This window comes from Parasphingorhabdus sp. (assembly GCF_049667325.1).
In the GTDB taxonomy this organism is placed as follows: Bacteria; Pseudomonadota; Alphaproteobacteria; order Sphingomonadales; family Sphingomonadaceae; genus Parasphingorhabdus.
The window spans coordinates 1-11,011 of record NZ_JBATHY010000270.1 but is presented as its reverse complement, the minus strand read 5'-3'; the positions used below and the strand labels follow the sequence as shown (position 1 = coordinate 11,011).

General features: G+C 56.1%; 11 protein-coding genes. 8 read left to right on the top strand and 3 right to left on the bottom strand.

Translation table 11 applies throughout. The features are described from left to right. Positions 1 to 667, bottom strand: a 667-nt coding sequence (locus WBM93_RS12270) for a PCRF domain-containing protein (protein ID WP_424432154.1), incomplete at its 3' end; no start/stop codon positions are given. A 234-nt stretch (positions 668 to 901) separates the two neighbouring features. Here WBM93_RS12270 and WBM93_RS12265 point away from each other — a divergent pair. The 6 genes from WBM93_RS12265 (at position 902) to WBM93_RS12240 (ending at position 6,707) form a co-directional block, all read left to right on the top strand. Beyond that, on the top strand, positions 902 to 1,648 hold the full coding sequence (locus tag WBM93_RS12265) for a carbonic anhydrase (RefSeq protein WP_424432152.1): 747 nt from the start codon (positions 902 to 904) through the stop codon (positions 1,646 to 1,648). A gap of 74 nt (positions 1,649 to 1,722) precedes the next feature. Then, positions 1,723 to 2,637 (top strand): oxidoreductase, encoded by a 915-nt coding sequence (locus WBM93_RS12260; RefSeq protein ID WP_424432151.1) that lies wholly within the window; start codon positions 1,723 to 1,725, stop codon positions 2,635 to 2,637. Positions 2,638 to 2,755: 118 nt separating this feature from the next. Next, positions 2,756 to 4,153 (top strand): circularly permuted type 2 ATP-grasp protein, encoded by a 1,398-nt coding sequence (locus WBM93_RS12255; RefSeq protein ID WP_424432153.1) that lies wholly within the window; start codon positions 2,756 to 2,758, stop codon positions 4,151 to 4,153. A gap of 13 nt (positions 4,154 to 4,166) precedes the next feature. Next, positions 4,167 to 5,117, top strand: a complete 951-nt coding sequence (locus tag WBM93_RS12250; protein WP_424432150.1) for an alpha-E domain-containing protein — start codon at positions 4,167 to 4,169, stop codon at positions 5,115 to 5,117. 2 nt (positions 5,118 to 5,119) lie between these two features. Beyond that, positions 5,120 to 5,920: a transglutaminase family protein gene (locus WBM93_RS12245; RefSeq protein ID WP_424432149.1), complete on the top strand. Its 801-nt coding sequence runs from the start codon at positions 5,120 to 5,122 to the stop codon at positions 5,918 to 5,920. A gap of 49 nt (positions 5,921 to 5,969) precedes the next feature. Then, positions 5,970 to 6,707, top strand: a complete 738-nt coding sequence (locus WBM93_RS12240) for a peptidase (protein WP_424432148.1) — start codon at positions 5,970 to 5,972, stop codon at positions 6,705 to 6,707. On the opposite strand, the gene WBM93_RS12235 is transcribed toward WBM93_RS12240, so the two are convergent. Together WBM93_RS12235 and WBM93_RS12230 are read right to left on the bottom strand one after the other, a co-directional pair. Next, positions 6,704 to 8,725, bottom strand: a complete 2,022-nt coding sequence (locus WBM93_RS12235; protein WP_424432147.1) for a GMC family oxidoreductase N-terminal domain-containing protein — start codon at positions 8,723 to 8,725, stop codon at positions 6,704 to 6,706. The two genes, WBM93_RS12240 and WBM93_RS12235, sit on opposite strands and share 4 nt — an antisense overlap. 44 nt (positions 8,726 to 8,769) lie before the next feature. After that, the gene (locus tag WBM93_RS12230) at positions 8,770 to 9,798 is read right to left on the bottom strand and encodes a beta-propeller fold lactonase family protein (RefSeq protein WP_424432146.1); all 1,029 of its coding nucleotides are present in this window, start codon (positions 9,796 to 9,798) and stop codon (positions 8,770 to 8,772) included. Between the two features lie 146 nt (positions 9,799 to 9,944). Here WBM93_RS12230 and WBM93_RS12225 point away from each other — a divergent pair, with 146 nt between their 5' ends. Further along, positions 9,945 to 10,523 carry a hypothetical protein gene (locus WBM93_RS12225; protein ID WP_424432145.1) on the top strand — a complete coding sequence of 193 codons (579 nt, stop codon included), beginning with the start codon at positions 9,945 to 9,947 and terminating at the stop codon, positions 10,521 to 10,523. Positions 10,524 to 10,525: 2 nt separating this feature from the next. Then, on the top strand, positions 10,526 to 11,011 hold a 486-nt coding region (locus WBM93_RS12220; protein WP_424432144.1), incomplete at its 3' end, for a hypothetical protein.

The window sequence follows — 11,011 nt, the reverse complement described above, 5'->3', positions numbered from 1 at the left end:
CCGGATAGACCCAGACGCTGGAGAAGCTGGTGTGGCGCTTGGCGGCGCTGTCGAAGGGGGAGATGCGGACCAGCCGGTGGACGCCGCTTTCGGTCTTGGCATAGCCATAGGCATTCTCGCCCTTGACCTCGATGGTGGCGGACTTGATCCCCGCCTGATCGCCGGCCTGGTAATCGACCATGGAAATCTTGTAGCCGCGGGCTTCGGCCCAGCGCTGGTACATGCGCAGCAGCATCTCGGCCCAGTCCTGGCTTTCTGTGCCGCCGGCGCCGGCGTGGATTTCGATATAGGTGTCGAGGCCGTCGGCCTCTCCGGAGAGCAGGGCGCTGACCTTGTCCCGGTCGGCGCGGGCGGCGAGTTTCTCGAGCGTGGCGGCGCCTTCGTTGGCGAGATCGGCATCGCCTTCCTCCTCGGCCATCTCGATAAATTCTAGCGCGTCATCGCGTTCCTGCTGGATTTCGCGCGCGGCGCTGATCGATTCATCGAGGCGGCGGCGTTCGGTCATCACCGCTTGTGCTGCGCTCTGGTCATCCCAAAGGGTCGGATCCTCGACCCGGGCGTTGAGCTCGTCGAGACGGCGCAGCGCGACCTCCCAGTTGAGCGCGGTCTTGATCAGGCTGAGAGCGGCGTCGATCCGGTCGACAAAGGCTTGCGCGTCGGCACGCATGATATTCTCCAAAACTATTGGTTGCTGCGATTAGACGAAATGAAGCACAAGTAAACCGGCTTGGGCTGGCGATTTAGTGGTGTGTATCGAAAATCTGGTTTGTGATAGATAATATCTATTGATAATCGATGTTTCTTAAGTTTGCTGTCAATGGCGCGACCCTTTAAACCAGCGGCCATCGAGCGATGCATTATCGCAACGCACGCTGACTGTTTTGATAAAGAGGATTTTGCAATGAAAACCCGCTTACTCTCTGGCACCATGATGGTCGCCCTTCTGGCGACGGGACCGGCACTGGCACAGCAGGACAAGGCTTATGATTATGATGATCGCGGGCCGGAAGTCTGGGGTCAGCTGCATGACGATTATGCGCTTTGCGAAAAAGGCGACATGCAGACGCCGATTGATCTGGCGGGCGCCAACGCCGTCGGGAATGTTGCTTTGACTATCGATTATAAAGCCGGACCTTTGACGGTGTCGAACAAGGGGTTGGCGGTGCAGGCCGACTTTGACGCAGGATCATTCATGACCAGCGGTGGCACCCAGTTCAATCTGATCCAGATCCACTTCCACACCCCGTCCGAGCACGCGATCGCCGGCAAGCGCTATCCGCTGACCGGGCATTTTGTTCACGCGACCGATGGCGGCAAGCTTGGCGTGCTGGGCGTGATGTTCGAGGAAGGCGCGGCCAACTCCGAACTGGCGAAAATTCTGGCGGCCGTGCCAGACAAAAAATCCGCACCGGCGACGGTGAAAGGACAGATGATTGATCCCGGCGCGATGCTGCCCGCCGACCGCGCTATCTATCGCTATATGGGCTCGCTGACCACGCCGCCGTGCAGCGAAGGCGTCAACTGGCATATGCTGCGCGCACCGATGACCGCGAGCAAGGACCAGATCGAACGGTTTGAGGCTTTGATGGGTGATAATGCCCGGCCATTGCGAGCGATAAACAACCGACTGGTTGTCGCACCGGAATAGTAGCGGGAGATCGTTATTCTGCCCGCCCTCCGCTTTCTGTGTTAGATACGGCACCGATACAGGAGACATGCAATATGACGATCAGGAATTTCACCGACAAGGACGTGCCCGACCAGAGCGGGCGCGTCTATTTTGTTACTGGCGCGAATAGCGGGCTCGGCTATGAGTCCGCAAAGGTGCTGGCAGGCAAGGGCGCCCGGGTGTTGATGGGGTGTCGGTCGGAGGAGAAGGCGACGACCGCCATGGCCAATATTCGTGACGAGCAACCGGAAGCAGACCTGCGGTTCGTTCGGCTGGATCTTGGCAATCTCAAATCCATCCGCGCTGCGGCCAAGCTGGTCGCGAAGGAGCCGCGTCTCGATGTCCTGCTGAACAATGCCGGAATCATGATGCCGCCGCGTGAGGAGACTTCCGACGGATTTGAATCGCAATTTGGCGTCAATCATCTTGGCACATTCGCGCTTACCGGACTGTTGCTAGACAAGATTTCGCAGGGAAAGAGCCCACGGATTGTCATCACCTCCAGCATGGCCCATCGCAGCGGACAGATTGACTTTGATGATATCAATGCCCAGAAAAGCTACAGTCGCTGGGGCCGCTACGCGATGAGCAAGCTCGCCAATCTGTTGCATATGTACGAACTCGACCGGCGGTTGCGTGCGGCAGGATCGCCGGTCATCGCGGTAGCCTGTCATCCGGGTGTGGCGGATACGGAACTGGCACGAAACTTCCCCGACGTCATGGTTTCGCTGTTCAGGCCACTGTCGAGCCTGTTCATGAACAGCGCTGCGCAAGGCGCATGGCCGACGCTGGCTGCTGCAGCCGGGGAGAACGTCGAGAGCGGTCAATATTTCGGGCCGAGCCGGAATGGTGAATGGGTGGGGCCGGCGCGCGAAGTACAAGCGAGGTCCAAAGCCAAACGAATCGAGCCGGCAAAAAAGCTGTGGGATATTTCGGAAGAACTGACCGGAGTTCGCTATACGCTATAACGTATTTTTTTGGATTTTTCCTTGGTTTTCATTGACTTTTACGCATTCTTTCGCTAGCTCTTGCATGAGAGTAAGCAATTACCCGCTTACCTGAAGGGGATATTTTTTGTTCGATGAAATGCTGGGCAGCGATGGTGAAGTCCGCGCGCCTTATGCCGCCTATAAAGACTGGCTGGACAAGGAAGATACCAAACGCCTCCACCGGAAATCTGACGATGCGGAAGCCTTTTTTCGCAGAACCGGTATTACGTTCAATGTCTACGGACAGGATGAAGGCGACGAGCGGCTGATCCCGTTCGACGTTGTTCCGCGGATATTGTCTGCGGGCGAGTGGCGCAAATTGTCGCGCGGCATTGAGCAGCGGGTCAAGGCGATCAACGCCTTTCTCTATGATATCTATCACCGCCAGGAAATTTTGCGCGCCGGCCGTGTGCCGGTCGAGCTGATCGCCAACAATATTGCGTTCCTGCCGCAAATGATCGGCGTCAATCCGCCAGGCGGGATTTACACGCATATCATCGGCACCGATATTGTCCGCACCGGACCGGATGAATTTTACGTGCTCGAGGATAATGCGCGCACGCCTTCCGGGGTCAGCTATATGCTGGAGAACCGGGAAACGATGCTTCACATGTTCCCGGAACTGTTCGCCAAGATCGGCGTGCAGGAAGTAAGCAGCTATCCGAACAATCTACGGCGTTCGCTGGCCGCCTGCGCGCCGCCAAAATGCGAAGGCAGGCCGGTGGTCGCGGTCCTGACGCCGGGTATCCACAACAGCGCCTATTTCGAGCATAGCTTTCTTGCCGATCAAATGGGCGCGGAGCTGGTCGAGGGCCATGACGTGAAGATCGTCGACGGGCGCGTCGCGATGCGCACAACCCAAGGCTATACCGCGATCGACGTTATCTATCGGAGGATCGATGACGATTATCTCGACCCGCTAAATTTTCTGCCGGAATCGATGCTGGGTATACCCGGTATCATGGATGTCTATCGGTCAGGCGGGATCACCATCGCCAACGCACCGGGCACCGGTATCGCCGATGACAAGGCGCTCTATTCCTATATGCCGGAAATTGTTGAATTTTACACCGGTCAAAAACCGCTGCTGGAAAATGTTCCGACATGGCGCTGCTCCGAGAAAGATCAGCTTGCTTATGTTCTTGAGCATCTCGCGGAACTGGTGGTCAAGGAAGTGCATGGCTCCGGCGGCTATGGTATGCTGGTCGGTCCGGCGGCTTCCAAGAAAGAAGTCGAGGATTTTCGTGCCAAGCTGATCGGCAACGCGAGCAATTATATCGCCCAGCCGACGCTGGCGCTTTCATCGGTTCCGATACTGGCGAAAAAGGGTCTGTCCCCGCGCCATGTTGACCTGCGCCCGTTCGTGCTAGTTTCTCCAGACCGTATCGATATCACGCCCGGCGGCCTCACCCGCGTTGCGATGACCGAGGGATCACTGGTGGTCAACAGCAGCCAGGGCGGGGGGACCAAGGATACTTGGGTGCTGGAAGAATGAGGGGGCCGGGATCATGCTAGGCAAAACCGCCGCCAGTCTGTTCTGGATGTCGCGTCTGCTCGAACGGACAGAGAATAGTGCGCGCCTGATCGAAGCGGGTTTTCGCATTGCGCTGACCCACTCGTCATCAGCCGCCGATGAATGGGCGTCTATTTTGGCGTCTTCCGGCGCCAAGAAGAGCTATCTGGCGAAACATGCAGATTATAGCTCGACCAAGGTGATCGACTTTCTTTTGCGGGACAAGGACAATCCCGGCAGCGTCATTTCGCTGATCAAGCAGGCGAGGGACAGCGCCCGGACAGGGCGTATAGCCCTGACCAGGGAGGTCTGGGAAGCGACCAATGACGCCTGGATGAATCTGAAAACCGCTCTGGCCAGACCGGTCAATGACCGGGATTTGCCCGATGTTCTGGGTGTCATTCGACAGCAAAGTTCACTGGTGCGGGGAGCGATGCTGGGCACCATGTTGCGTAACGACGGCTTTAACTTCATGCGGTTGGGGACGTTTATCGAGCGCGCGGACAGTACCGCGCGGATATTGGATGTGAAATATTATTTGCTGCTGCCCTCAATGGCGCAGATCGGTTCGGCAGTCGATAACGTGCAATGGGAAACCATCCTGAGGTCGGTGTCGGCGCAGCGTTCTTACCGGTGGCTCAACGGCTCTGACATCAGCGCACTAAGCGTTGCAGATTATCTGATCCTGCACCGCCAGATGCCGCGCTCGCTTGCGTTTTGCTATTCCAAAATTTCGGATAATCTCGAGCATCTCGAGCGCGATTATGGAAATGATGTGACGTCGCACCGTTTGGCAACAGATATTTGCAACCGTTTGCTCAATCAGCCGATCCAGACGATATTCGATGGTGGGCTGCATGAATTCATTGTCGAGTTTCTGGCGGCCAATAACGGCCTCGCAGCGCAGATCGAGACCGATTATAATTTTCAGGACAGGATGAACTGAATATGCTGCTGAAAATTAATCATGAAACGCGCTACAACTACGACAAGCCCGTGCAATACGGGTTGCAGCAGCTTCGCCTTCGCCCGAAGGAAAGGCCGGGCCAGCGAATTTTGGAATGGAATATCGAGATTGAAGGCGGATCGCTCGAATTGTCGTTCGAGGATCAGCACAGTAACCATGTCGACCTCATCAACATCGAACGCGGGCGCAGCGAAATCGTCATTCGCTGCACCGGTGAAGTTGAAAACACCGATGGCAGCGGTGTCATTGGTACACATGGCGGCTTTGCTCCTTTATGGTATTTCAAGCGGTCGACAGAACTGACCAAGCCAGGACCGGAAATTTCTAAGCTAATCAAGTTGTTGGATCAAAGCGACAGCGATAATATCGCCATGCTGCACGCCTTGTCAGCGCTAGTGACCGACAAGGTCCCCTACAAGACGGGAACGACGGATGCCGAAACAACCGCGGAGCAGGCGCTCAAGGTCGGTGGCGGCGTGTGTCAGGATCACGCCCATATTTTCTGCGCGGCGGCACGATCTCTCGGTTTTCCGGCTCGTTATGTCTCCGGATATTTGATGATGAGCGACCGGGTCGATCAGGATGCAACCCATGCCTGGGCAGAAGTCCATATCGAGCATATCGGCTGGGTCGGCTTTGATGTGTCCAACGGCTATTCTCCGGACGAACGCTATGTTCGTGTCGCCACGGGTCTGGATTATCGCGATGCGTCGCCGATAACCGGCTTGCGATATGGTGCGGGCAGCGAGGATATGATTGTCAGCCTGCAAGTACAGCAGTAGAGAGACCGCGAATCATCGCGATGATTCTTATCAGGGATAGATAGTAAAAATGACTTATTGCGTTGGCCTGCGGATGAAACGCGGCCTGGTTTTCATGTCTGATACTCGCACAAACGCTGGTGTTGACGATATTGCCCAGGTCAAGAAAATGACCAGTTGGGAAATTCCGGGCGACCGGGTTATCACCTTGCTTTCAGCGGGCAATCTGGCGACCACCCAGGCGGTTGTCAGCTTGCTGGACGAGCGCGGTAAACATCCCGATGACCGAAATCCGTCAATCCTGCAGGCGCCATCGATGTTCCAGGTCGCGACGATCATTGGTGAAACCTTGCGCGAAGTGGTCAAGACTTATGCGAACGATGGCCAGGAAGCCAAGTCGCCCTTTGGCGCAACTCTGATTGTCGGTGGCCAGATCAAGGGTAGTTATCCCAGACTTTTCATGATCTACCCGGCCGGCAACTTCATTGAAGCCAGCGATGACAGCCCGTTTTTTCAAAGCGGTGAGGCCAAATATGGGCGCCCGATTCTTGTCCGCGCCTTCGACCCGGACATGTCCTTCGAAGACGCCATCAAACTGTTGCTGGTATCGTTCGATTCAACCATTCGTGCCAATCTGGCGGTGGATTTACCTCTGGATATGCAGGTGTACGAAGCCGACAGTTTCGCAATCACCCAACAGCAGCGGGTTGAAGATGATGATCGCTATTTCCACGAGATTTCAGACGGTTGGGGCGATGCTCTGAGAAATGCGTTCCAATCGCTGCCCGATTTTCATTTCAACAGCTAACCGAAGCGTCTTTTTCCGGTCATCGCCCGGTGGGCCATGGCCATCGTGGTCAGTTGCGCGTTGACGCGGATGCAGCTGGGCATCACGCTGGCATCGGCGACATAGCAATTGGTCGTATTGTGGACGCGCTGATTGATATCAACCACGCCTTTTTCAGGATCGACGTTGATCCCATTGCCGCCATGCGGATGAGAACTCGACAAGACCACGTCATCAGGCTCGAGGATGGCTTTCTCGTAGAATGCATCAATCGCGTCATGACTCATGTCGCTTGTGAGCGTCTGGCCGCGGAGCAGGGCAGGATAGACTTCGATTGCGCCGTTGAGGAAATGGACTTTGGTCATAGTTGCCAGTGCGCGGCGTAATAGCGATAATTCAGCCTCACCGATTTTCAGCTTGAGCTTGCCATATTCCATATAGCCCAGCCGGTCGGCCGGGAACAAAACTCCGGCGGATACCAGCCGATTGTAATTTTTCATTCGTCCATAATGGTCTTCAAACCAGCCCGGCACCAGTGTCGCCATGCTCATCGGCGGCTGGAAATGACTTTCGATCAGAAAATCACCGCGATCGACATAGGTTGCCATCTGGTCTTCGTTCCAGACATTCATGTTCATGCCTGCGGGCATCAAGGCCACGACCGGACAGGCGATGTTCAGCGAGATATTGGTTCCCGATTGCAGGATGCCGCTGTTGTAGAGCAGGTTGCTGGAGGCAAGCGCACCGGCGGCAACGACCACGCCTTTTCGGGCACGAACAATATGTTTGCCGCCGTCGCGAAGTCTTAATTCAACGGCGCGTGCTATCCTCTTTCCGTTGGCGCCGGTTTCCCACAGGATTTCAGTTGCCTCGGCGCGATCCAGTATCCGCGCCGGTTTGTCGCGCGCATCATTGGTCGCGTGCGCCAGAAAGCTCTCCGGCATCGCCTTTTTCCGGCCATAGGGACAGCCGGTGTTGCAATAGCCGCAATAGACGCACTCGCTATCCGCTGATTTGGGGCCATAATTTTTTCTGAACCATGCAGTGATGGCCTTGTGGTCCATCGGATCGTTCGATTGCGCCGCGTACTTGTTCCAGCCGTCGATCAGATGCGGGCCATTGTTGCGACCGGTGATCCGGTCGATTTCAGAAACCTCAAGCGCTTGCTCGACCGCATCATAGCTCAGCGCCAGATCCGCTTCGCTGACCGGAGCGCCAAGTTCGGCCCATGTTTCGTAAACATTTTCTGCGTCAGGGTGGACGAGCCCTTCATGTTTCATACGCAGACAGATGCCGTTGTTGATGACGGTGGAGCCGCCCACCACGCGGCCCTGAAACACGATGATGTCTCGGTCTGCGGTGGTTTGCAGAGCGCCATCCTTGAACAGGCGGGCTGTCATCCGCGCTTCTTCGTGGGTGATCCGGGAAGAGGGATAATGATCACCGGCTTCGATGATCATCGCTTCATGCCCTTCGTCGGCGACCGCCGCGGCGGCAACGGCACCGCCTGCGCCCGAGCCGATCACGATCACGTCGGTTTCCTCAGGGATGGCCTGATGTCCGACAAAGACTTTTGCGGTAAGATCGCGACGCGGTTCGCGGTGGACCGGCCGTTCCCCGGGAGCGGAGCGGTCACGCTGAGCGGGCAGTTCAAAATTGAGATCGGCAAAGATCGGGTTGTCGAGATTGCCCTCTTCATCGCCATGTTGCCAATGACCATAATAGCCGGCCAGGATCACACCCTTGGTTCGCGCGATATCCTGAAACAGGTCTATCCGGGAGTTTCTCAGTCGTCGATTGATCAGTTTTTTGCGAAACGATGGCGGCGCGGCAAGGAAAAACGGGCCGCCGAGGACGAGCAGCAATCCGTAAAGCGCCATCCCGATTTCATCGGCCTTGTCGCCATCTATATTGGAAAAATGTTCCTGCAGGTTTTCGACGACCTGATTGGCAGAAATCGCCATCTTGCGATCGTGAAACATCGCTTCCGCCATCGCTTTGATCATCAGCGCCTGCAGTCGGTTGAACGGCTTTCGCAAATTGCTTCTCCCTCGGTGCGACCCGGGGTGTTTAACGCTTGAATCTATTTCTTCGCAGCAACGCTATCGATGACTATTCCCAATCCGTCGCCGTCTGCACCGGCCTTGAACCGGCGGACAACCTTTCCGGCCGTCATATCGACTTCGGCAATCATGTCAGGTCCGGTTTCCGCTACATATAGCATTTTTCCATCGGGGGAGAACAGGATAGTCACCTGGCGGGAATCGGCGGATCCGCTGACGGTGATTTTGCCGGCGGGCTCGCGTGTTGCCACATCGAACAGTCCGAGCGCGCCGTCGCCAAGATCGGACGTGACTGCGGTCTTGCCGTCAGGACTGATGGCAACGCGGATCGGAAATTTGCCGGTTTTGATCGCGGCGAGTTCTTGCAGGCTTTCGGCATCAAAAACCCGTATCATGTCACCGCTCCGGTCGGCCACCCACACGGTCTTGCCGTCGGGAGTGATTGCCAGTCCTTCGGGCACCGTTCCCGCGGGGAGGTCGGTAATCTTGATCAACTTGTTGAGGTCAAGCACGCTCACGGTTCCGGATTGCATGTTGGCGACAAAGGCACGGGATCTATCGGGGGTGACCGCTAGCATATGGCTGCCCTTCTGGCCTGTGGCAATCATGGCAATCTGGCGCTGCTGCGTTTCCCCGGTTGGCGCGGAGACGACCGTGACATTGTCGCTGCCTTCTGTCGTGGCGATGATCCGCCCATCTTCCAGCCACAGGATTCCGTGCGGACGTCGGGCCGGAGCAAGCGACACTGTTTCGATCTTGTCCATCGCTGCAATATCGAAAATATCGATGCTTTCGCCGCCATAGGAAACAATCGCCGCGAGCTGGCCGTCTGGCGAAATGGCAATCTCGTGGGGTTGATTTCCGGTATCCCGCCGCGCGGTTTCCTCGCCGCTTTCGAGATCGATAAAGCTCAGGCTGTTTTCGCCCTTGTTCCCGACCAGCAATGTTCCGGACAACGGATCGCTTTCCGCAGCGACATTCTCGCTCGAGATGGAACAGGCGGCAAGCAGCAGAATTGCCGACGAAGCTCTTGCATATTTCCCGATCATAGTTCAGCCTTTTCCCTTATTAGCTTAGGATAACAGTTAATTGCGGTTTTTCTATCCCTGATTGTGATGTGCCTGTGATGCAAGGCACTGCTTGTGACGGTGCAGGTGATAGGATATATGTAACGTAACGTAATCGGGAGTCTGTCATGCGATACAAAGTTCGCCATATTTCTTCCAAAATGGTCGTGGCGATATTGGTTGCGGCCCTGGCCGTTCCCGCGCCTGCGTCAGCCCAATTCGGAGGATTGTTCAAAAAACGACCATCCGCCAATCAGGAATCGAGCGACCAAGCCAAGGCAAAGGATTGCGCCACCGATCCGGGAAAATCAATCGGCAGATCCATATTGGGTAGCGTGATCGGAGATTTTACCCGGCGAGCAACCCAGGGTATGGGGGCTGTCGGATCCTTTATCCCGCGCGCAGAAGTGGCAGATACTTTAACCAATTCCATAGCGTGCCGGCTTGACCAGGACGAGCAATTGCAAGCCGCCGAAGCGACGCGAGACGTGACCCGGTCAGAGACAGTCGGCACTAGTTCGCAATGGACGAGCGAGACGCGTTCCGATGTGTCGGGAAGCTCTACTGCGACTGCAAAAACACAGACAGCGGATGGCACAAGTTGCATGACCATTACGGACGTTGTCATTGTCGATGGCGAAGAGACCCGCGCATCCAAGCAGATGTGCAAAGCCCGAGGCGAAACGCGTTATGTGGTCATGGTGTAATCATGATTAGCAAAATCAAAACGGCGATTGCTGCCGCTTCTCTTCTCGCCATTGGCGCTACCGATGCCCAATCCGGCATGGATCCGAATAATCCTACCTGTCCGCGCTATCCCAATTGGTCATCCAGTGCAAAGATGGAACTGACTCCCGTCGATCGAAACGGTACCAAGATATTGCTAGCCGAGGGCGCAATCGATTCAGGCTTGCCCGATCGATTACGCAAGGCGCTTGCGGACAATCCGGATATCTCAGAAATCTGGCTACGCTCCCCCGGTGGCGTGGCGAGAGCCGGCAATGAGGCGGGCCGCGTGATCCGTGAGGCAGATGCTTCTATCATAACCCGCATTCCCAAGGGATGGACTTGTTTCAGCGCCTGCAATTTTGTGTTCATGGGGGGGCGGGCCAGAATTGTTGAATCCGGCGCGCATTTCATGGTCCATATGTTCACGATGACCGGTGATCGCGATGCAATAAATTACAGTATCGAG

Bases quoted from the DNA above. Each gene is read 5' to 3' on its own strand.
- WBM93_RS12265 (WP_424432152.1), top strand. From the start codon at position 902: ATGAAAACCCGCTTACTCTCTGGCACCATGATGGTCGCCCTTCTGGCG.
- WBM93_RS12245 (WP_424432149.1), top strand. From the start codon at position 5,120: ATGCTGCTGAAAATTAATCATGAAACGCGCTACAACTACGACAAGCCC.
- WBM93_RS12255 (WP_424432153.1), top strand. From the start codon at position 2,756: ATGCTGGGCAGCGATGGTGAAGTCCGCGCGCCTTATGCCGCCTATAAA.
- WBM93_RS12260 (WP_424432151.1), top strand. From the start codon at position 1,723: ATGACGATCAGGAATTTCACCGACAAGGACGTGCCCGACCAGAGCGGG.
- WBM93_RS12250 (WP_424432150.1), top strand. From the start codon at position 4,167: ATGCTAGGCAAAACCGCCGCCAGTCTGTTCTGGATGTCGCGTCTGCTC.
- WBM93_RS12225 (WP_424432145.1), top strand. From the start codon at position 9,945: ATGCGATACAAAGTTCGCCATATTTCTTCCAAAATGGTCGTGGCGATA.
- WBM93_RS12240 (WP_424432148.1), top strand. From the start codon at position 5,970: ATGACTTATTGCGTTGGCCTGCGGATGAAACGCGGCCTGGTTTTCATG.
- WBM93_RS12230 (WP_424432146.1), bottom strand. From the start codon at position 9,798: ATGATCGGGAAATATGCAAGAGCTTCGTCGGCAATTCTGCTGCTTGCC.